Annotated in this window: 24 protein-coding genes; 14 read left to right on the top strand and 10 right to left on the bottom strand. The window is 60.2% G+C overall.

From position 1 onward, the window contains the following. The first annotated feature begins 2 nt into the window (after positions 1 to 2). The 14 genes from J122_RS16465 (at position 3) to J122_RS16400 (ending at position 14,211) form a co-directional block, all read left to right on the top strand. Positions 3 to 1,274, top strand: a complete 1,272-nt coding sequence (locus J122_RS16465) for an efflux RND transporter periplasmic adaptor subunit (RefSeq protein WP_061333243.1) — start codon at positions 3 to 5, stop codon at positions 1,272 to 1,274. After that, on the top strand, positions 1,274 to 4,399 hold the full coding sequence (locus J122_RS16460) for an efflux RND transporter permease subunit (RefSeq protein WP_061333242.1): 3,126 nt from the start codon (positions 1,274 to 1,276) through the stop codon (positions 4,397 to 4,399). The genes J122_RS16465 and J122_RS16460 overlap by 1 nt, the downstream gene beginning before the upstream one ends. A 117-nt stretch (positions 4,400 to 4,516) precedes the next feature. Beyond that, positions 4,517 to 5,026 carry a hypothetical protein gene (locus J122_RS16455; protein WP_058092657.1) on the top strand — a complete coding sequence of 170 codons (510 nt, stop codon included), beginning with the start codon at positions 4,517 to 4,519 and terminating at the stop codon, positions 5,024 to 5,026. A gap of 24 nt (positions 5,027 to 5,050) precedes the next feature. Beyond that, a complete protein-coding gene (locus tag J122_RS16450) occupies positions 5,051 to 6,370 on the top strand; it encodes a ferric reductase-like transmembrane domain-containing protein (RefSeq protein WP_061333241.1) in 1,320 nt (439 codons plus the stop codon). Next, positions 6,367 to 7,200, top strand: coding sequence for a cytochrome b5 domain-containing protein (locus J122_RS16445; RefSeq protein ID WP_058092659.1), 834 nt, complete (start codon positions 6,367 to 6,369; stop codon positions 7,198 to 7,200). The genes J122_RS16450 and J122_RS16445 overlap by 4 nt, the downstream gene beginning before the upstream one ends. 139 nt (positions 7,201 to 7,339) lie before the next feature. Then, entirely contained in the window at positions 7,340 to 7,855 is a 516-nt protein-coding gene (locus J122_RS16440) for a Na+/H+ antiporter subunit E (RefSeq protein WP_061333240.1), read from the top strand. Continuing rightward, complete coding sequence (locus J122_RS16435) at positions 7,852 to 8,142, top strand: monovalent cation/H+ antiporter complex subunit F (protein WP_061333239.1); 291 nt, start codon at positions 7,852 to 7,854, stop codon at positions 8,140 to 8,142. Before J122_RS16440 ends, J122_RS16435 begins: the two co-directional genes overlap by 4 nt. After that, positions 8,135 to 8,455, top strand: coding sequence for a cation:proton antiporter (locus tag J122_RS16430; protein ID WP_227510249.1), 321 nt, complete (start codon positions 8,135 to 8,137; stop codon positions 8,453 to 8,455). Before J122_RS16435 ends, J122_RS16430 begins: the two co-directional genes overlap by 8 nt. Continuing rightward, positions 8,448 to 8,732 carry a Na(+)/H(+) antiporter subunit B gene (locus tag J122_RS16425; protein WP_072676423.1) on the top strand — a complete coding sequence of 95 codons (285 nt, stop codon included), beginning with the start codon at positions 8,448 to 8,450 and terminating at the stop codon, positions 8,730 to 8,732. The genes J122_RS16430 and J122_RS16425 overlap by 8 nt, the downstream gene beginning before the upstream one ends. Then, positions 8,729 to 9,430, top strand: coding sequence for an MnhB domain-containing protein (locus J122_RS16420; protein WP_061333238.1), 702 nt, complete (start codon positions 8,729 to 8,731; stop codon positions 9,428 to 9,430). The genes J122_RS16425 and J122_RS16420 overlap by 4 nt, the downstream gene beginning before the upstream one ends. After that, positions 9,427 to 9,777 carry a cation:proton antiporter subunit C gene (locus J122_RS16415; protein WP_082780619.1) on the top strand — a complete coding sequence of 117 codons (351 nt, stop codon included), beginning with the start codon at positions 9,427 to 9,429 and terminating at the stop codon, positions 9,775 to 9,777. Before J122_RS16420 ends, J122_RS16415 begins: the two co-directional genes overlap by 4 nt. Beyond that, complete coding sequence (locus tag J122_RS16410; protein ID WP_197463868.1) at positions 9,774 to 11,240, top strand: complex I subunit 5 family protein; 1,467 nt, start codon at positions 9,774 to 9,776, stop codon at positions 11,238 to 11,240. Before J122_RS16415 ends, J122_RS16410 begins: the two co-directional genes overlap by 4 nt. After that, a complete protein-coding gene (locus tag J122_RS16405; protein ID WP_061333237.1) occupies positions 11,237 to 12,733 on the top strand; it encodes a complex I subunit 5 family protein in 1,497 nt (498 codons plus the stop codon). Before J122_RS16410 ends, J122_RS16405 begins: the two co-directional genes overlap by 4 nt. Beyond that, positions 12,733 to 14,211 carry a complex I subunit 5 family protein gene (locus J122_RS16400; protein ID WP_061333236.1) on the top strand — a complete coding sequence of 493 codons (1,479 nt, stop codon included), beginning with the start codon at positions 12,733 to 12,735 and terminating at the stop codon, positions 14,209 to 14,211. Before J122_RS16405 ends, J122_RS16400 begins: the two co-directional genes overlap by 1 nt. Here J122_RS16400 and J122_RS16395 read toward each other — a convergent pair. The 10 genes from J122_RS16395 to J122_RS16360 form a co-directional block, all read right to left on the bottom strand. After that, positions 14,194 to 15,714 carry an FAD-binding domain-containing protein gene (locus J122_RS16395; protein ID WP_061333235.1) on the bottom strand — a complete coding sequence of 507 codons (1,521 nt, stop codon included), beginning with the start codon at positions 15,712 to 15,714 and terminating at the stop codon, positions 14,194 to 14,196. The genes J122_RS16400 and J122_RS16395 overlap by 18 nt on opposite strands. Beyond that, entirely contained in the window at positions 15,711 to 15,854 is a 144-nt protein-coding gene (locus J122_RS21285; RefSeq protein WP_072676429.1) for a DUF2256 domain-containing protein, read from the bottom strand. Before J122_RS21285 ends, J122_RS16395 begins: the two co-directional genes overlap by 4 nt. A gap of 103 nt (positions 15,855 to 15,957) precedes the next feature. Next, a complete protein-coding gene (apbC, locus tag J122_RS16390) occupies positions 15,958 to 16,836 on the bottom strand; it encodes an iron-sulfur cluster carrier protein ApbC (protein WP_061333234.1) in 879 nt (292 codons plus the stop codon). Positions 16,837 to 16,850: 14 nt separating this feature from the next. Further along, a complete protein-coding gene (locus J122_RS16385) occupies positions 16,851 to 17,627 on the bottom strand; it encodes a ferredoxin--NADP reductase (protein WP_061333233.1) in 777 nt (258 codons plus the stop codon). Between the two features lie 36 nt (positions 17,628 to 17,663). After that, the gene (locus J122_RS16380) at positions 17,664 to 18,671 is read right to left on the bottom strand and encodes a YeiH family protein (protein ID WP_061333232.1); all 1,008 of its coding nucleotides are present in this window, start codon (positions 18,669 to 18,671) and stop codon (positions 17,664 to 17,666) included. After that, complete coding sequence (locus J122_RS16375; RefSeq protein WP_061333231.1) at positions 18,668 to 18,979, bottom strand: DUF971 domain-containing protein; 312 nt, start codon at positions 18,977 to 18,979, stop codon at positions 18,668 to 18,670. Before J122_RS16375 ends, J122_RS16380 begins: the two co-directional genes overlap by 4 nt. Then, a complete protein-coding gene (locus J122_RS23675) occupies positions 18,972 to 19,148 on the bottom strand; it encodes a hypothetical protein (RefSeq protein WP_197463867.1) in 177 nt (58 codons plus the stop codon). The genes J122_RS16375 and J122_RS23675 overlap by 8 nt, the downstream gene beginning before the upstream one ends. Before the next feature lie 3 nt (positions 19,149 to 19,151). Further along, positions 19,152 to 19,475: a ferredoxin FdxA gene (gene fdxA / locus J122_RS16370; RefSeq protein ID WP_061333230.1), complete on the bottom strand. Its 324-nt coding sequence runs from the start codon at positions 19,473 to 19,475 to the stop codon at positions 19,152 to 19,154. Positions 19,476 to 19,540: 65 nt separating this feature from the next. Continuing rightward, entirely contained in the window at positions 19,541 to 20,500 is a 960-nt protein-coding gene (locus J122_RS16365; RefSeq protein WP_061333229.1) for a HEAT repeat domain-containing protein, read from the bottom strand. A gap of 8 nt (positions 20,501 to 20,508) precedes the next feature. Then, positions 20,509 to 20,742: a ferredoxin family protein gene (locus J122_RS16360; RefSeq protein ID WP_023012262.1), complete on the bottom strand. Its 234-nt coding sequence runs from the start codon at positions 20,740 to 20,742 to the stop codon at positions 20,509 to 20,511. Positions 20,743 to 20,803: the final 61 nt, after the last annotated feature.

The following is a 20,803-nucleotide window of genomic DNA, read 5'->3' as shown; positions in this document are numbered from 1 at the left end:
CTATGGCCAATTTCATTCGCCCTCTGGGCTTTCTCGTGCTGGGTGGTTTTGCCGGTGCCGGCATTAGCTGGTGGCTGGCGGCTGGCGCAAGCATGGATCACACCGCTGATCCTGCACATTCACAGGCCCAGGAGCCGCTTTACTGGGTGGCCCCCATGGACCCTGATTTCAGAAGGGACAAACCGGGCAAGTCGCCCATGGGGATGGACCTTGTGCCGGTTTATGCGGACGGCGGAGCCGCGGATGACCCAGCGGGCACCGTCCGGATATCGCCCGCCGTGACCAACAACCTGGGTGTGAGGACCGGCACGGTTATCCAGGGGCGCCTGCCACTAAACATCACCACCGTCGGGCACGTCCAGTATAACGAGGACGCCATGGCCCATGTGCATCCCCGTGTTGAGGGCTGGATTGAGGCGCTGTATGTGAAGGCGGAGGGGGAGCCGGTTGAACAGGGCAAGGCCTTGTACTCGTTGTATTCGCCCACCCTGGTTAACGCTCAGGAGGAACTGGTTCTGGCGTTGAACCGGGGCAACGAGAATCTGGTCCGTGCTGCAGAGCAGCGTCTATTGGCGCTGAATGTTCCAACCAGCCTGGTACGGAGCCTGAAGGATACCCGCGAAGTGCGCCGTACACTGACGGTCTACGCACCGGCGACCGGGGTTATCGAGAGTCTCAATGTGCGCGAAGGGATGTTCATCAAACCCGGCGACCAGGTGGTGACCATTGCCTCGCTGGACGAGGTCTGGGTTCTGGGCGAGATGTTCGAGAGCCAGATTGCCGCAGTTAAGCCCGGTGATCGGGCGGTGATGACATTGGATTATATGCCGGACCGGCAGTGGCGGGGGCAGGTGGATTACGTCTATCCGGAGATCAACACAACAACCCGCACGGCCCGGGTCAGACTGCGCTTTGATAACACCGACGGTGCCTTGCGCCCGGGTATGTTCGCCCGGCTGAACATACAGGGAGAGCGTGGTGACCGGCGAATGTTAGTGCCCCGGGAATCCGTGATCCGTACCGGCCAGAGTGACCGTTTGGTGCTGGCTCTGGAAAAAGGAGCGTTCAAATCGGTTAACGTCGATGTTGGGCGCGTAGGTGAGGAGTATGTGGAAATTCTGCAGGGGGTAAGCCCCGGCGACATGGTGGTCACCTCGGCGCAGTTTCTGATCGATTCAGAATCCAGCAAAACCTCTGACTTTCTGCGTATGTCGCCCCGACCGACGGAGATGGATCACAGCGCCCATGGCATGCAGCATGAAGGGGGCCACTGATGATCGCGTCGCTGATTTACTGGTCGGTTCGTAACCGTTTTCTGGTTGTCATGGCAGCACTGCTGCTGACCGGTCTGGGACTGTACTCCCTGAAGAACACGCCAGTGGATGCACTGCCGGACCTGTCGGATGTCCAGGTCATCATTAAAACCAGCTACCCGGGGCAGGCGCCTCAGGTGGTGGAGGATCAGGTTACCTATCCGCTGACCACCGCCATGCTGTCGGTGCCGGGGGCGCAAACCGTTCGAGGCTATTCGTTCTTCGGTGACTCCTACGTTTATGTGATCTTTGACGAAAACACCGATATGTACTGGGCCCGCTCACGGGTGCTCGAATACCTGTCGCAGGTGGCGCCGAACCTGCCGGAGCAGGCCCGGCCGCAACTGGGGCCTGACGCCACCGGCGTGGGCTGGGTGTATCTGTACGCCTTGGTAGACCGCACCGGGCAGCACGACCTGAGCCAGCTCCGAAGCCTTCAGGACTGGTTCCTGAAGTATGAGTTACAGACGGTACCCGGTGTTTCGGAAGTGGCCACGGTGGGTGGCATGGTCAAGCAGTACCAGGTGCAGGTGAGCCCGGAAAAGCTGCGTACCCTGGGGATTCCCTTGTCCCACATTGAAACCGCCATAAAACGCGGCAATCAGGAAGTGGGGGCTTCTGTCATTGAAATGGCCGAGGCCGAGTACATGGTGCGGGCCTCGGGCTATATCCAGTCCCGGGAAGACCTGCTCTCAATTCCGCTGGGTCTCGACGACAACGGCACCCCCGTTTTGTTAAAGGATGTGGCCAGCGTAGAAGTTGGGCCGCAGATGCGCAGGGGCATTGCCGAGTTGAATGGCGAGGGCGAAACGGTCGGCGGCGTTATTGTGATGCGTTTTGGTGAAAACGCCCAGGAGACCATACGGGGGGTGAAAGCCAAACTGGAGTCTTTGCAGAGCAGCCTGCCGGACGGCGTCGAGGTGGTCACGGTGTATGACCGCTCCGGGTTGATCGATCGCGCTGTGACCAACCTCTGGAACAAATTACTGGAAGAACTTCTCGTTGTGGGGCTGGTGTGCGTGATCTTCCTGTTCCACGTGCGTTCGTCACTGGTGGTGATGGTCAGCCTGCCAGTCGGCATCCTGACAGCCTTCATCGTAATGTACTGGCAGGGCATCAATGCCAACATCATGTCGTTGGGTGGTATCGCCATTGCCATAGGCACCATGATTGACGGTGCCATCGTGATGATCGAGAACATGCACAAACACATGGAGCGTACACCGCTGACCCGTGAAAACCGCTGGCAGGTGGTGGCAAAGGCATCGGCCGAAGTGGGGCCGGCGCTGTTTTTCTCATTACTGATCATTACCGTCAGCTTTGTCCCGGTGTTCGTGCTGGAAGCCCAGGAAGGCCGAATGTTCTCGCCGCTGGCCTACACCAAAACCTATGCCATGGCGGCCAGTGCCGCTCTGGCGGTCACGCTGGTGCCAGTGCTCATGGGTTACTTCATCCGTGGCAAGGTGCTGTCGGAGCATCGAAATCCTGTAAACCGATTGTTGGTGTCGGGCTATCTGCCAATGCTGAAGGGTGTCCTGAAGTATCCGGTGACAACCCTGGTAGTGGTGGTTCTGATTCTGGCGTTGGGGCTGTGGCCTGCCTCCAGGATAGGCAGCGAATTCATCCCGCCTCTGGATGAGGGTGACCTGATGTATATGCCAACCACCTACCCAGGGATTTCCATCGGCAAGGCCCGGGAATTGCTGCAACAGACCGACCGGTTGATTGCCTCGCTGCCGGAAGTGGAAACGGTTTTTGGCAAGGTTGGCCGGGCAGAGACCGCGACAGACCCCGCCCCGCTGACGATGATTGAAACGTTTATTCAACTCAAGCCACGCGACCAGTGGCGTGAGGGCATGACCACCGAAAAACTGAAGCAGGAATTGAATGCCCTTATCCAATTTCCCGGCGTTACCAATGCCTGGGTGATGCCGATCATTACCCGGATTGACATGCTGGCGACCGGGATAAAAACGCCGGTTGGCATCAAGGTTGCCGGGCCTGAGCTGGCAACCATCGAGGCAGTGGGCAAGCAACTGGAAGCCATTCTTTCGAAGGTTCCCGGTACGGCATCTGTGTATTCCGAGCGCGTTGCCGGTGGCCGATACGTTCAAGCTGATATCGACCGATTACGGGCGGCGAGGTATGGCCTCAACATTGCCGATGTTCAGCAGGTGATCGCTTCGGCGGTGGGCGGGATTAACGTGTCTCAAACCATCGAGGGGCTGGAAAGATACCCTATCAATGTTCGTTACCCTCAGGATTACCGCGATTCCCCCGAGAAGCTCCGGCAGCTGCCGATCGTGACACCATCCGGCCAACGCATTGCCTTGGCGGATGTGGCCGACATTCGGATTGAGGACGGCCCTCCAGCAATAAAAAGTGAGAATGCCCGGCTTAATGGCTGGACCTTTGTGGACATCGAGGGTGTTGATGTTGGCAGCTACGTAGGACAGGCCATGGCGGCTGTAAATGATGAACTGCAGCTGCCGGCAGGCTACTCCGTGGCCTGGTCCGGCCAATATGAATACATGCTCCGGGCCAAGGAAAGGCTGACCTATGTGGTCCCGCTGACCCTGGCGATCATTGTCATACTGTTGTTTATGAGCTTCCGCCGCATTGCTGAGGTGGCGATGATCCTGGGCACACTGCCGTTTGCTCTGGTGGGCGCAGTCTGGTTTATGTATCTATTGGGTTACAACTTTTCGGTTGCCGTTGGAGTGGGATTCATTGCCCTGGCGGGGGTTGCCGTAGAGATCGGGGTCATCATGCTGGTGTACCTTAACCAGTCTTACCAGGCGATGCTTGAGAGTTGCGAGCAAAAAGGTCTTGAGCCCAGGCGTGAAACTCTCCGGCATGCCGTTCTGCATGGTGCCGGGTTGCGGGTTCGGCCGATCATGATGACCGGAAGTTCCATCATCATTGGGCTGTTACCCATCATGTTCGGCACCGGGACGGGCTCGGAAGTAATGGGGCGCATCGCAGCCCCGATGGTGGGTGGTATGGTCAGTGCTATGCTGCTGGCATTGTTGGTCATTCCCGTATTGTTCTACCTCTGGAAACGAAGGGGCCTTGCGCACCGATGACCTGCGTCAATTCTTGCCAAGAGAGGTTGTAGGTTTGGCCGCTATTTCAGGTTCGATTCAGTTTTATGGTCTTAACTGTAGTAGACACTCATCAACTGTGATGAAACGGAGAATGTCATGAACAGGTTTACAAGGTTAATCGCATGTTCCGTTCTCGTTTCCGCACCCCTTCTGGTGTTTGCCCAGGGCAACTCCGGGCAAATGCCGCGGGGTGGCATGATGAACCAGGAACAGATGCAGCAGATGCAACAGAACATGTCGCAGATGCAGGAAATGATGCAGGAAATGCGCAACGCCAAGTCGGATGCGGAGCGCCAGCGTATTCGTGAGAAGCACATGGAGTCCATGCAGCAGCACATGCAGATGATGCGTGGTGGCATGATGGGGCAGGGCATGGGCCAGGGCCAAGGGCAGGGCATGATGGGGCAGCACCAGGGCCAGATGGGCGGTGGCCAGGGCATGGGTAACCAGCCGAAAGGTCAGTCCGGCGGCAAAGGGCCTCGTTCGGGTGGCGCGGGTATGGAGCCGGAACAGCGAATGGAAATGATGGAACAGCGCCTGGAGCATATGCAGATGATGATGGAGCAAATGCTGGAGCACCAGGCGCAGGGCCAGAGAGGACGTTAAATAGCTCACTGACATGGAGCGTTTATGACCCTTAGAAAACACCCTGGCGATCTGTTGTTGCTGGGGCTCTTTTTACTGCCTGTCGTTGTTGTTGCTCCGGCGTTGCCCTGGGGCAGTCAGGGCTGGCTGTATTCGCTGGCGGAGCTAGCCGGGGTGTTTGCCCTGTCAGCGTTTCTGCTGGCAGGTATGTTGTCGGCCCGTATTCCCGGTATGGATCCCTGGTTTGGTGGCCTGGTGCGGCTATGGACCATTCACCGCTGGCTGGGGTTCTCGGCCTTTATGCTGGTGATGGCTCATGTGTTGTTGTTGGCACTGGCCACCTTGCCGATGTCTCTTGGCACCAGTGTTGCCACGCTGTTCCCGCCCCTGAGTCATTGGGAGGTCTGGGTTGGCTGGGCCGCCTTCCTCAACATGTTGGTTTTCATCGCGCCCACGCTGGGGTTCATTGGCACTCTGCACTATCAAAACTGGAAACGCCTGCATCTGCTGTCTGCGCCGGCACTGGTGTTGGCGTTGGTGCATACCTTGATGCTTTCAGCTACAGCCTGGGTCTGGTGGTTGCTCTCGGCCCTGGCTTTGGCGGCCATCGCCTGGCGTAAGTTATTGTCACCCCGTCTGGCCAGGAAACCCTATGTGGTAGACGGCATCGACAAACTTGCCCGGGATGTGGTGGAGCTTCGCCTGCGCCCGAAGGGCAAGGGGATTCGCTGGCGGGCTGGTCAGTTTGTGTATCTGACACCGATGGACCGCTCGCTGTTGGCCGGTTATGGGGAAGAACACCCTTACACCATCGCCTCGGGCTCCGGGGATGATGAACTAAAAATCGGCATTAAAGCGGTCGGCGATGCCACTCGGGCGTTGCTGGACATCAAGCCGGGGGCAGAGGTGCGAATCGAAGGCCCTTACGGGACCTTTTTTGAGAATGCGGCTTTGGCGCAGAAGGGTACTGGCCTGCCAGGTGAGCCGCGCAAGCAACTGTGGTTGGCCGGCGGTATCGGCATTACGCCGTTTGTTGCTGGCGCCCGGGACAGGGTCGGGAACACTGTGGCTCAGGGGCCAGATGCCTGTTTGTTCTACCTGGCCAACCGGCCGGAACGAGCCTATTACCTGGACGAGCTGGTCCGCATTGCCGAGGCCTGTGATGGCTTTGAGGTTCACACGCACTACATGAACGAACACGGCGTGATCACCCGGGATTATCTGGCCGAGCGCTGCTCGGATTTCGCCGAACGGGACATCTACCTGTGCGGGCCGCCGGGCATGATCAATCACCTGCAAACCCTGCTCAGGCACGAAGGCGTGCCTGCCCATCGCATTCACACGGAGGCGTTTGATTTCCTATGACCAGCAACCGAATTGCCTATACAGGATTTGTTGCCTTTGTCAGCGTAGTTCTGACATTGGTGGTGGTTAACCTGGTTCAGGGCAACCCCGAACCCACAGCAGGTGGTACCGCTGAGAATGCCGATGGTGAGTCGGTTTTCCGGCTCGATGATGTGGCGGAACACAATCATGCCGGCAGCTGTTGGAAGGTGATTAACGGTGTGGTGTACGACCTCACCGAGTACCTGCCGAATCACCCCACCGAGGAAGAGGTCTTCACCCGCTGGTGCGGTAAAGAGGCAACGTCGGCCTGGCTCGATAAGGGCAACGGCCGGCCCCACAGCCCTCGGGCCGCAGCCCGGCTGGAGGATTATCGGATAGGTGTGCTTGAAGGCGGCGCCCCGGCACCAGCACCGGTTGAAACCGCAGATTCGGCTACACAGCCCGCCACTGGCGATGACCGCCTTGGGCGAATGCTGTTGGGTTTGGCACCGGGTAATTATCTTGATGGCACCTACCGTGGCAACTTTATCGACCGTGGGCTGATTCAGGTAAGCCTGCAGTTCCGGCTTGAAGGCGGGCGAATCAAGGGAATGTCCTACCGGCACCTGTTCTATCGGGATGAAGACTATTTGAAGATGGACAGTTCCGCCGAGCTTTACCCGGTTTTGCGTCAGTATCAGCAGATCACGGAGCGCCTGGAGGGCGAGCCGATGGAGGCAATTTTCCGGTTGTATGAGCCAGAGAACGTGGTGGATGATATTGACGGCTACACCGGCGCAACGCTTCGTGGAGCCAAGGTGATCAGTGCTTTTCGCGATGGTCTGAACCGGGGCGTCTACAGCTGGTAAGCCGGTAGTAGTGGGCAGGTGACTGGGCTGCCTGCGGGGCTTGTTTTCCGGCCGGCGGGCAGACTGTGTTAGGCTTTTGGGAACTTTAACAGGGAGTTAGCGAACCAAGACCCTGTTGAACCCCGGGACAGGAGACCCTATGCAGTCAGCGCCATCGTTACCCGCCCTCAGTTTGTTGCTTCGTGGCGCTGCGTTATTGGTGGTTTGGTGGGCGCTAACGCTCGGTGAAACGTCTGCCCTGGGTTTTGGCCTGGGGGTGACCGCCCTCGTGGCCTGGCTGTCGGTACGCCTGTTTCCCCCATCCGGCTATCGCCTCCAGCCCCTTGGGCTGCTGTCGTTTCTCGGTTACTTTCTCACCCGCTCGGTGGTGGCCGGGCTGGATGTCGCGCGGCGCTTGCTGTCACCCGCCTTGCCGGTTCACCCGGGTGAAATCACCCTGACCCTTTACTTGCCCGAGGGCAGCCCTCGCTGGCTGCTGGCCAACACCCTGTCCCTTATGCCCGGTACCCTGAGCGCTTTGCTTGAGGGCGATCAATTGACCCTGCACTGCCTGGATACCCGAGAGCCAGTAGAGCAGGACGTGCGGGAGACTGAGCGGCAGGTGGCGCGGGTTTTCGGACTCTCCCTGAACGACATCGGGAGGACGGTACGGTGACCCTGATACTCAATGCCGTTGCGGCCTTCCTGTTGCTGACCCTGTTGATTGCCCTGATCCGCATCTGGAGGGGGCCGGCCCCGGCGGACCGGATGTTGGCGTCGCAACTGTTCGGCACAACCGGTGTGGCCCTGTTACTGGTGCTGTCCTACGCCCAATCCATGCCCGCACTGATGGATGTGGCGCTGACACTGGCGGTGTTGTCGGTACTCGCGATCGTGGCGTTTGTGACCCGGGTGGTGCGCATCGAACAGCCCTTGGGTGATGACGGAGGCCGCCATGATTGATTCAGCCATGTTTGCGGTTCAGGTGGTGTTGTTGGTTCTCGGTTGTCTGTTTTTTGCTGTGGGCACCCTCGGCCTGTTCCGATTCTCCGACACCCTGACCCGTATCCATGCCCTGACCAAGGTGGACAACCTCGGGTTGGGCTTTATTATACTGGCGCTTTTGCCACTGGCGCCGTCGCTGGCGGGTGGCGTAAAAATGGTATTGATCTGGGCCGCAGCTCTGGCTGCCAGCGCAACGTCTGCGCACCTGATCGCCCGCGCCGTTCATGTGCGCCCGAAGCATTCCGCGGTTCAGGAGGCAGCTGATGATTGACTGGCTGGTGGACTCCATCTTGGTGCTGGCGCTGTTGTCGACCGCGATCGGGGTGTTGTGGTCTGCAAACCTGTTTCGGGCGGTGGTGATGTTTATCGCCTTTGGCCTGCTGATGGCGCTGGCCTGGGTTCGCCTTCAGGCGCCGGACATTGCCCTGGCAGAAGCCGCCATCGGTGCCGGCCTGACCGGCGTGTTGCTGCTGGATGCGGCCAGGCATTTGGGCTATAACCGGCGTTGCGGTGGTGAAGGCAATGACCAGGGTGGGGCGTCGGGATGATGCGTTTTTTTGGCGTTACCGTCCTCGCCGCCGTGTGTCTGGCCTTTGCCGGTGCCTTGATGATCACGGTCTGGCACATTTCTGGTACCCAGGCGCCGGTCGACCTGCCCGGACTGCTGGTGGAGAACCTGGAGGCCAGTGGGGTAGAGCATCCGATCACCGCTGTGCTGTTGAACTTTCGCAGTTACGACACGCTGCTTGAGATCGGCGTGTTGGTCATCGCCGGGATTGCGGGTATCTCCATGGCGAAAACGACGTCCCTGGAAGATCCTCTCCTGCGCACTTCAGATCCCTTGTTGTATGCCCTGCAGCGCTGGTTTGTGCCGCTGATGCTGGTACTTGCCGGCTACCTGTTGTGGGCGGGTTCCGACCGCCCCGGGGGAGCGTTCCAGGCCGGAGCCGTGTTGGCGGCATCGGGCGTGATGATGCGCCTTGGCGGGATCCCCATGGAGTTTCTGCGCCCCGGCGTGTTGTTGCGTTTGGGGCTGGCCCTGGGCTTTTCCGTATTCCTTCTGGTGGCGGTGGCCAGTGCCCTGGCCGGCGATGCGTTCCTGGCGTACCCGGAAGCCTTTAACAAACCTCTGATCCTGGTCATCGAAACCGTGCTTACGTTCTCCATTGCGATGGTATTGCTGGCTCTGTTTGTGTCGGCACCGGTTAACGGCGCTGAAGAGCCGGAAGAAGGTGAGCGCGGATGACCTCGGCCCTGTTGTATGCATTCGCTGGCGTTGCCTTATGTGGTATTGGCCTGTTCGGGTTTTTGCGCCTGCAGCACCTGCTGCGCAAGTTGATGGCGTTCAACCTGATCGGTTCCGGCGTATTCCTGATCATGGTGGGCCTGGCCCAGCGCAATGGTCAGCCAGATCCTGTGCCCCAGGCCCTGGTGCTCACGGGCATTGTGGTGGCTATTGCAGCGACGGCACTGGCTGTGGTGTTAATCCGCCGGTACTACCATTTGTCAGGCCAGACTACGCTGGCTGAGCCGGCCCGGGAAAATGCCAGGCCCAAGGCTCGGGCTGTGAACCGGGAGGGTGCTCCCGAATGACCTTGTGGTTAATGGCGGGATTGTTGTTCACACCCCTGGCCTGGGCGGTGCTGACCCTGTTGCTGGATTTCAGCAAAGGCCGGGTGGTGACCTGGCTTGGAATCCTGGTGCAGGTGTTGGTGTCTCTGGGCTTGTGGGCCGCCGTGGCCAGCGACGGCGGGTTTCTTTACCTGCTTGGCGGTTGGCAGGCGCCCCTGGGCATTGAGCTGCGGGTGGATGGCCTGGCGGTAACCTTTGTGTTGCTGACGGCCCTGGTCGCGGCCGCTTGCGGCTGGCACGCGAGCATCTACCTGGACCCTGGCAAGCCGTGGCACCGGTATTTCTGGCCGCTGTTCTGGTTTCTGTGGGCCGGGCTGAATGCGGTCTGGCTGGGCGGCGATCTGTTCAATCTGTATGTGGGGCTGGAGCTGATCAGCCTTGCCGCCGTGGGGCTGGTGGCGTTGGGCGGCCAGGCGGACGCACTCAGGGCTGCCATTCGCTACCTGATGGCGGCTTTGCTGGGTTCCCTGGCGTACCTGCTTGGTGTGGCCCTGATTTACGGCCAGTTTGGCACGCTGTCGCTGGCAGGCGTGACCGAGCTGATGAATAGCGGTGATGTTCAGTCGGGCCTGACCTTCCCGCTGATTCTGATGCTGCTGGGCCTGGCCCTGAAAACCGCGCTGTTCCCGATGCATGGCTGGTTGCCGCCGGCCCATGGCATCGCCAAGTCGCCGGTCAGTGCGCTGTTGTCTGCGTTAGTGGTCAAAGCCTCGTTCTACATTGCCGCCAGGCTTTGGCTGGAACTGGGAGGCGACCTGGGTGGCTATGCCCTGGCTCAGTTGATAGGCGTGTTGGGTAGTTTGGCGGTTATCTGGGGTAGCTGGCTGGCGTTCCGGCAGGCCAAACTGAAACAGGTGGTTGCCTATTCCTCCGTGGCGCAGATTGGCTATCTGTTTTTGCTGTTCCCACTCACCTGGGGCGTCACCGACGCCATATCCCAGCAGGCGCAACAGGGCATTACCCTGCAGGTGGTCAGCCATGCCCTGGCCAAGGCCGCGATGTTCCTGGCCGCCGGCAATCTGATCATGTCGGTAGGCAGCAACCGGGTGGATGCCTTGGCGGGTGTCAGCCGGTTCCTGCCGTTCTCGCTGTTTTCTTTCGGGCTGGCCGGGGTGTCGTTGATGGGGCTGCCGCCTACCGGGGGCTTTGCTGCGAAGTGGTTGCTCCTCCAGGCCAGCCTGGCCAGTGGCCAATGGTGGTGGCTGGGGGTTCTGCTGGCGGGTGGTTTGCTTTCTGCCGCCTATGTCTTCCGGGTTTACCGGGCGTCGTTCATTGAAGCGACAGACACGGACCAGTTCTATCACCCGTCCAGGAGCCTGGAGGTGATACCGATGATTCTTGCGTTGCTGTCGCTTGGCCTTGGCCTGGTGGCGGAGCCGGTGTTGTCGGTGATGTCCTTGCCGTTTGAGGGGGGCAGCCGATGACCCTGAGTGTATTAATGCCGGTTTTTGCGCTGATGACTTCGTTGCTGGCGTCGGTGGTTCTGTTCGCTCTGCCGGAGAAAGGGCATCGTCTGAGAACCATCATTAACCTGGCAGCCGCCATTCTGAAGATTGCCCTGGTGGGTGTGATGATCTGGGGTGTGGCCCAGGGGCGCGAGTACGAGGCCGCGTTCACCATGGTACCTGGTGTGGAATTCGTGCTGCGGGCTGATGCGCTGTCGATGTTGTTTGCCGGGTTGTCTGCCCTGCTGTGGTTACTGACCACCATCTATGCCGTTGGCTATCTCGAGGACTCCCCGAACCGGAGCCGGTTCTTCGGGTTTTTCAGTCTGTGTGTCGCCAGCACCATGGGGATTGCCCTGGCGGGCAACCTGTTCACCTTCTTTCTGTTCTACGAAATGCTCACCCTGTCCACCTATCCGCTGGTGGTCCATCGTGGCACGACCAAAGCGCTGCGAGCCGGGCGTAACTACATTATCTACACCCTGACCGGTGGCGCGGTATTGCTGTTTGCCATTGCCTGGCTGCACGGCCTGGTGGGGGATCTCAGGTTCCAGGAAGGGGGCTACTTCTCAGAGATTGACCCCTCCATGCAGGGGCCTCTGACGATCATTTTCGTGCTAATGATTGTCGGACTGGGGGTAAAAGCAGCCCTGGTGCCATTCCACGGCTGGCTGCCCCAGGCAATGGTAGCGCCGGCACCGGTCAGTGCCCTGTTGCATGCCGTGGCGGTGGTGAAAGCTGGTGCCTTTGGCATTATCCGCGTGGTCTTTGAGATCTACGGGTTGGAAGCGGCCAAAGACATTGGGCTGCTGGCCGGGCTTTCGGTCGTGGCAGCCTTCACCATTATCTATGGCTCCACCCGTGCCCTGTACCAGGTTGACTTGAAACGTCGACTGGCGTTTTCAACGGTCAGCCAGGTGTCCTACATCGTGCTGGGGCTGTGCCTGTTCGGGCCCGTGGGCGTTGCCGGTGGCCTGGTGCATCTGGTGCATCAGGGCATCATGAAGATCACCCTGTTTTTCTGTGCCGGTAATTACGCCGAAACCCTCGGAGTGCACCGCATCGATGAACTGGACGGCGCCGGCAAACGCATGCCGGGCACCTCGGTGGCGTTTACCCTGGGCGCCTTTGGCATGATTGGTGCCCCACCGTTGGCGGGGTTTATTACCAAGTGGACCATGGGCAGCGGTGCACTGGCGGTCGGTATGGATTGGGTAGTGGCGGTGCTGGTGATCAGCAGCCTGCTCAATGCGGCGTATTTTCTCCCGATACTGCACCGGCTCTGGTTTGCTGAACAGTGCGAGCCGTGGCCCCACGAGCGCCGTTGGGGGCGCCTTGAAACCAGCGCCTGGCTGCTATGGCCGCCGTTGATTACTGCCGCTCTTATGCTGGTAGCCGGGCTGATTGCCAACCTGCCATTCAGCCCCCTGAGTTGGGCTGAGTTGATTGTGGCAAGGGAGGTGGCGCTGTGATGTTTGCGTCAAACCCCTTGCTGTTGTTGGCGATTATCCTGCCGCTGGCCTCGTTGTTACTGGCGCTGCGGCCCGCTTGGCAGCAGGCTTATCGTTACTGTTTGCCCTTGTTGCCCTTGCCCGCCTTGTTGGCAGGCCTGACATTGGGGCCAGACGCGTCCCTTGAATTGCCGGGGCTGCTGTTAGGCGGCCGGTGGGGGCTGGATGAGCTGCGCCAAGTATTCCTGGTTCTGACGGCAACGCTTTGGCTGGTGGCCGGTGTCTTCGCCGTCGGCTATCTGAAGGTACATTACCTGCGGCGTTTCTGTGTGTTCTGGGCGCTCACCCTGGCCGGGAATCTGGGGCTGGTGATGGCCCAGGATATTGCCAGCTTCTATAGCTTCTTCGCCCTGATGACCTTTGCCGGTTATGGCCTGGTGGTGCACGAGGGAACGGGAGAGGCCAACCACGCGGGGCGCGTCTACCTGGCCATGGCGGTGGTGGGTGAAATGGCCATTCTGTCGGGCCTTCTGATGGCCGCACAACAGGCCGGTAGTGGCTTGTTGGCCGATCTGCCTGCCGCCGTGGCGGAGGCCGACCGGCGCTGGTTGATCATGTTCCTGTTGTTGGCGGGATTCGGGGTGAAGGCGGGCCTGCCACTGCTGCATTTCTGGTTGCCCCTGGCGCACCCGGTCGCGCCGACGCCAGCCAGTGCGGTGCTCAGTGGCGCCATGATCAAAGCCGGCCTGTTGGGTTGGCTGGTCACTTTGCCGTTTGGTGAGGTGTCTTTGCCGGATTGGGGCAATGCGCTGGTGATCCTGGGCGCTGTCGGTTCCCTGGGTGGTGCTGTGCTGGGTGTGCGCCAGCGGCGCCCGAAAACCGTGTTGGCCTATTCCAGCATTAGCCAGATGGGCCTGATGACACTGATGGTGGGCGCAGCGCTGGCCAATACCGAGTATGCGGGCCCGCTGTTTGCGGTGATGGCGCTGTACGTGCTGCATCATGGCCTGGCCAAAGGTAGCTTGTTCCTCTCTACTGCCATGGCGTTGCCGGCGGGACGAGGTGGTCAGTGGCTGTTGTGGCTGTTGATCGCATTGCCGGGGCTGTCGCTGGCGGGGCTGCCGTTTACCAGTGGCGCTGCCAGCAAGCTGGCCATGAAGGAACTGCTCAAGCCGGGCAACTTCGAGTTTGCGATGGCACCCTACCTGCCCATGCTGATGAGTGCGGGTGCCGTGGCCACCATGCTGCTGGTATGGCGTTTTTTGTGGGTGCAGCGGGCAGCTGCCAGTGTTGGCAGCATTCCTGCGTTTATGTGTCTGGGCTGGGGCCTGGCCACGGCTGGCAGTCTGGTACTGTTCTGGTGGTTGCCCTGGCCCGGGGCCGTGCCGGATAAAGCCTGGCTAGCCACCATGGTTCATGAGGCCTGGAGCCTGTTCTGGCCCATTCTGGCGGCCACGGTTATCGCGGCGCTGGCCTGGCGTTCAGTCAAACAGCGATAGCTGGTTGTCCGGCGGCGGCTGGCTTGCCGGTTTCGGCCGTGTTTGATGTGGCCCCTTGCGGCTGCCGTGGCGGTGCAGTACCCGGCCGGTCTCTTCCCGGCTGACGTGTTGTTTTCGGAAGTCTCCCACCGCTTTGCGCGCAGCCCGGGCCGCCTGTTCGTGATCGCACACCGGCGCAATGTAGGTGTTGCCGCCGAATTTCGCTTTCTGGGCGGGCGTCATTAACCAGGGGGTATGGATCATTTCTTCGGGAACCCCGGCCAGCTCCGGAATCCAGCGGCGGATAAACTCGCCGTGCGGGTCCAGCTTCTGGCTTTGCAGCACCGGATTGTAGATGCGCAGGGCGTTGATGCCGGTCAGGCCGGATTGCATCTGGGTCTGGGAATAGTGAATGCCCGGCTCGAAATCGGTAAACAGTCGCGCCAGGTGCAGGGCAGGTTCACGCCAGTGCAACCACAGTTGGTAGCTGGCTACCGCCATCAGCATTGCCCGCATTCGGAAATTGAGCCAGCCAGTGTGTTGCAGGCTGCGCATGCAGGCATCCACCAGAGGCCAACCGGTTTGCCCTTGCTGCCAGCGCTGCAGCCGTTCGGAATCGTTCGGCCCGGTTTTCATGCCCTCCAGTTCCCGGTGCATGGCGCGGAATTCCAGCTCCGGTTCGTCTTCGAGTTTCTGGATAAAATGACAATGCCAGTGCAACCGCGAGCGAAAGCTGGTCAGGCTTTTCTGTTTCCGGGGCAGGGTAGTACGGTGATTGCCGGCAGCCTTGGCCTGTTGGTAAATCTCCCGAAGGCTGACCGTGCCGTAGGCGATATGAGGGCTCAGCCGGGAGCAGGCGCGCACGGCGGTATTGGGGCTGGAAATGTTGTACTGGTAACCCACGCAGCGGCGCTCCAGAAACGACGCCAGTAACGTCTCGCCGCGAATGCTGCCGCCGGTTTGTCGATCCGGGCACCGGTCCGCTGCGGTGGCGCCGGGTTCGATACCGCGCCAAGTTATACCCTGAATGGCGCCGGCAAACGGCACGGAACCAGGTGCCTCAAGTACGGGCTGCTTCATCAGTTCTGTCCAGGCTTTGTCCCATATGTCCCGGTCTTTGAGCCGGCGTACCACCCCGAACTGGTTCCACTCCCTGAACTCTATCTGGTTGTCGGAGCACCACTTTATAACCGCTTTGTCGCGCTCGAAGGTCCATTGCCCGCCGGTTTCCTGATGGCAAAACACGCGCTCAATGGCATGGCTTGCCTTGAGCTCACTCAGGGCTCCGATGACGGTCCCTCGCAGCACCACCAGTTGGTTGCCCGCTTTGCGCAGCTGCTTATCGAGGTCATCCAGGGAATCCTGGATAAAACACCATTGCCGCCCGCTGGTATCCGGTTGCTGCCAGTAGTCGTCTTCAATCACGTACAGTGCAATAACCGGCTCCCCCAGATTGGCGGCAGCCACCAATGGGGCGTGATCGCGGGTGCGCAAATCCCGCTTGAACCAGACCACGGTGGTCATGGTTGCGGGCTCCGATTACGGCGGCACCGTTCGCTGCAATAGCGGACCTGGTCCCAGTCTTTTGCCCATTTCTTGCGCCAGTTGAACGGGCGCTGGCACACCGGGCAGGTTTTCTCGGGCAAGTGTGGTTTTTTGTGCATGTGGTCGCACTGGTATCCGGTTGAGGTGTCAGAAATCTGCAGGAGTTTACGTTGTACCTTCTCCTGCAGACTTCTCAAACGCTCTCGAGGGCGACCGGTGTGTTCATTCCATCACAATGGTTGGTACCGCTTGTGCCGCGCTCTCATCCCCGGCTTCCATCGCCGAGATCGCACTAACAATGCGGGTGGCAATGCTTTGGTATGCGGCAGCCAGTGAACTGTCGGGGCTTGTCACCAGGATTGGTTGGCCGGAATCGGAGCCCGTGCGGATTCGGATATCCAGGGGCAGCTCTCCCAACAGCTCGGTACCGGCTTCCTCTGCCATTTTTTTCGCGCCCCCTTCGCCAAAGATGTGTTCCTCGTGGCCACACTGGGTGCATACATGGGTGCTCATGTTTTCGATAATCCCGATAACCGGCACGTTCACTTTCTCAAACATGCGCAAGCCCTTGCGGGCGTCCAGCAGGGCGATGTCCTGGGGCGTGGTAACAATCACCGCACCGGAGACCGGAAGGCGCTGGGCCATGGTCAGATGGATGTCGCCGGTGCCGGGTGGCAGGTCCACGATCAGGTAGTCCAGGTTGTCCCAGCGGGTTTCATACACCAGTCGGGTCAGAGCCTGGGTGATCATGGGGCCGCGCCATATGATGGGCGATTCCTCATCCACCAGAAAACCGATAGACATGGTCTGGATGCCATGGCCGATCATTGGTTCCAGGATCTTGCCATCAGGACTGTCGGGCATGCCCTTCAGGCCGAGCATACGGGGCTGGCTAGGGCCATACAGATCGGCGTCCAGAACGCCGACCCGGGCCCCGCTGCTGGCCAGTGCCAGCGCGAGGTTGGTGGTGGTGGTGGATTTGCCGACGCCGCCTTTGCCGGAGGCCACCGCAATCAGGTGTTTTACACCGGGTACGGCTTTATGCTCGGGGCCAGAGCGGGCCTGTGGGTGAGCAGGTAAGTAGGACACGGGATTGGTCATGATGATTGCTCCGGTTACTGTTCCACGAAGGCGCGTTCGATCACATAGTCGCCCCGCTCGCCCTGATGGGGAGATGCTGTGAAGCCCAGGGTGTCGAGCATGGCGGTGAGGTCTTTGAGCATGGCCGGACTACCGCAGAGCATGGCGCGGTCCGTTTCCGGATTCAGTGGTGGAAGGCCAATGTCTTTGGTCAGTTGGCCGGTCTCAACCAGTGTGGTGATGCGGCCCTGGTTTCGGAAAGGTTCGCGGGTAACGGTGGGGTAGTAGATCAGCTTGTCGCCGATAATCTCCGCCAGGAATTCGTGGCCAGGCAGTTCACTGGTCAGGTAGTCGTGATAGGCCAGTTCGCTGACTTCACGCACGCAATGCACCAGCACCACTTTTTCGAACAGTTCATAGGTTTCCGGATCTCGGATGATGCTCATGAAGGGCGCCAGTCCGGTGCCGGTGCCAAAGAGATAAAGGTTCTTGCCCGGGTTCAGGTCGTGCATAACCAGTGTGCCGACCGGTTTTCGGCTGACGAACAGCGAGTCACCTTCTTTTAGGTGCTGCAGACGGGAGGTCAGCGGGCCGTCCTGAACCTTGATGCTGAGAAATTCCAGGTACTCCTCGTGGTTGGCGCTGACAATGCTGTAAGCCCGTAACAGCGGCTTGCCATCGACCGGCAAGCCGATCATCACGAAGTGGCCGTTCTCAAAGCGCAGGCTTTGATCGCGGGTGGTGCGGAAACTGAACAGGGTGTCGTTCCAATGATGAACGCTGATGACGCTTTCGGTTCCAAGTGCAGCCATGGGGTAGTCCTCCGTATTGGCCTGGTATTCAACAGATCACAGTGAGTAGATGGCCATGGATGCCATGGCCGTGATAACCAGCAGAATGGTGAGCAATGTGAGCAGGGCAAAAGGGCGCCAACCCTGGGCGAAAAGTGAAGGTAGGCTGGTGCGCATACCGAGAGCCGCCATGACCACCAGCAGGCAGGCCTGTGAGGTGCTGGCCAACGCCTGCCGCAACTCCTCGGGTAACCAGCCCATGCTGTTCATTCCGAAGAGGGTGACAAAGCCGAGCAAAAACCAGGGGTGTTCAGCCTTTCCGGTGGAATGGCGGTTCAGCAGCGCTCCCAGCAATATCACCAGCGGGGCCAGCAGGGCCACCCGCAACAGTTTGGTCAGGGTGGCGATGTCACCGGCGGTGTCGGAAACCAGATACCCGGCGCCGGCCGCTTGCGCCACATCGTGAATGCTGGCGCCCAGCAACAGACCGGTTTGCGGGTCGCTGTAGCCAAGCATCGCGAACAGGGGTGGCAGTGCCAGCATGCTCAGGGTACCGAGTGCGGTGACACCCACCACCACGCCCAGCAGGCGACGGTCTTCCAGTTTGCCCTGGGGAATCACGGCAGCCACTGCCACCGCCGCTGAAACGCCACAGATGGCCACAGCAACGCCGGCAACCAGGCTTTGCAGATGGGGTAATCCCAGCCAGCGCCCCAGTAACAACGCCGAGCCAATGGTGATGGGTACGCAGGTGAGCACCACCAGCAATGGCAGGCTGCCAACCGTCATCAGTTGTTCGACGCCGATTCGTGCTCCCAGCAAGGCGATGCCAATGCGCAGCACCTGGCGGCTGCAGAACTCCACGCCCGGTTTCAGGCGGCTATCCGTCGCCTGATGGGCAAAGCCGAAACCCAGTAGCAACACCAGCACCAGGGCTGGAGCGCCATAATGATTGGCCAGAAAGCTGCCGGCCAGCGCCAGCACTACGCACAGGGCGGTGCCGGGGTAGCGTAGCCGTGCCGGCGCCCACCAGTGGGTGTCCAGGGCGCGGAGGGTCTGGTTCATGACACTCGCTCACTCAGTTCGCGCAGGAAGGCCCAGGGGTAAAGCCCCCGGTAATGGCCATCGCTGAAAAAGAACTGCAGGCCGCTGACGCCAGACAACTCCACACGCTCCACTTTCACGTCAGCATCAATCAGGCTGAGCCGGCCGGTGCGTTTGGCCTGGGTGCAATGGGAGCAGGCGCAGGACTTGCGCAGCATCAGGCAGCTGAGCCGGGTGGTCAGGCCGTCCGGCCAGCTCAGTTCCAGCTCGTTGAGCTTTCGTTTCAGGCGTACTTCCCTTGGGGGTTCAATCAGGATTTGACTAGCCATGACGGACTCCATCGGTCAGGGATGAGATCACCAGTTCCGGCGCTTCAGGCATTGGGATGTGGCGATCGGGCAGCTCCATCGGGCGGGTGCTGCCGAGGGCGGCGGCAGACATCACCACCGATCCCAGCAACAACGCCCGAAAGCAACTCGTTATGACAAGTTGAGGCATGACTCAGCGCTCCAGGTACTGCATTTTGTCGGGCTGATCGACCCAGGTTTCTGCCTCCGGCAGGGGGGCGGAGGTGGCGTCGATCACCGGCCAGACCTGGGACAGCTCCGCGTTCAGCTGAAGGAAGTGTTGTTGATCCTCCGGTAGATCCTTCTCATCGTAGATGGCATCGGCGGGGCACTCGGCGACACACAGGCTACAGTCGATACAGGTTTCCGGGTTGATCACCAGAAAGTTGGGGCCTTCGTGGAAGCAATCCGTGGGGCAGACATCAACGCAATCGGTGTACTTGCAGCGGATGCAATTCTCGGTGACAACAAAGGTCATGGCAGTCTCCTTTCGATTCTGCGGCAACGGCGGGCCAGCCCGATGAACCCGGGCTGGCGGATGGCTCAGGCCGCGGTGTCCAGTTTCGAGATGGCCCATCGGGCCAGCTTGCGAACGTCCGGGTCTGGATCATCAAGGGCGGTCACCACATAGGGCCGGCCATCGTTATGGGCAATGGTGCCAAGCGCGCCAATGGCGGCTTTGCGCAGGTTGCTCATGGCATCCTTTGAGCACTCACCCAGCACTGGAATGGCCTCCACCACGCCCAGCGTGCCAAGGGCGTCTACGGCTTTTTCACGCACTTGCCAGAGTTCGTCTTTGGTGGCGTCCATCAGGGCGGCTGCGGCCGCCTGATGGTTCAGCTTGCCAATGCTGATGGCAGCCTCGCAGCGTACCTGCCAGTGGTCGTCTTTCAGCAGGCTGACCAGTGCCTGCCCAACCTGCTGAGGGCTGGCATAGACCAGGGCACCGGTGGCGGCCCGTCGTACGTCCGGGTCGGCATCGTGCTGGGCGGCTTCCACCAGGGCTGGCAGGTTTTCGGGTTGCTTCAACCAGCCCAGCACGCCCACGGCTTCGCGGCGCACCTGTGCGCTTGCGTCGCCAAGGCGTTTCAGAGCCGGGCGCTGTGCTCCGGCGTTGCGCAGAGGTTTGAGGGCCCGCAAAATGCCGGACACCACAAAACTGTCGCTGCTGCTCTCCAGTGCTTCCAGCAGGGGCTCGGCGGCGGCAGGGTCTTTGAGATCGGCCAGCGCATGGGCGGCGCTGTTTCGCACCACTTCATCGCTGTCGCTGAGGGCGGCAATCAGGGCGTCGGCCATGTCGGTGGCTTCAAATTCGTCCACCACTTTCGCAGCCTCCTGGCGGACGTTGGTGTCCGGGTCCTGCAGGGCCAGGATGACCAGTTCAACCGCTTCCGGTTCACCGGAATCCACCAGGTCCATGACCGCGACTCGGCGAATGCCCGGATCGTCAGAAGTGAGCTTTACCGCAATGGCCTGTAGTTCGGGATCGTCGTAGGTTTTCATGGCTTACCTCAGCGCAGCAGGTAGGGAATGTTGACGGTAACCGCATCGGTGGGGCAGTCCGCCTCACAGGGCATGCAGTACCAGCATTCGTCGTATTTCATGTGGGCTTTGCCGGTCTCCTCGTTAATCCAGAGCACGTCCAGCGGGCACACGTCGATGCACACGGTGCAGCCTTTGTCGGCGATGCATTTGTCCTCGTCGACAATGACGGGAACGCTAGAATGATGATTGGCGATGGGCATTTGGGTGTTCCTCTTTCGTCACGAAATCTGTTGCGTGCGCGCAGGCCATCCCGAGCGCACA

Origin of the sequence: Marinobacter excellens LAMA 842, assembly GCF_001574445.1 — a bacterium.
GTDB lineage: Bacteria > Pseudomonadota > Gammaproteobacteria > Pseudomonadales > Oleiphilaceae > Marinobacter > Marinobacter shengliensis.
Note: the sequence above shows the minus strand (reverse complement) of the source record. Positions and strands in the feature narration are given on the sequence as shown.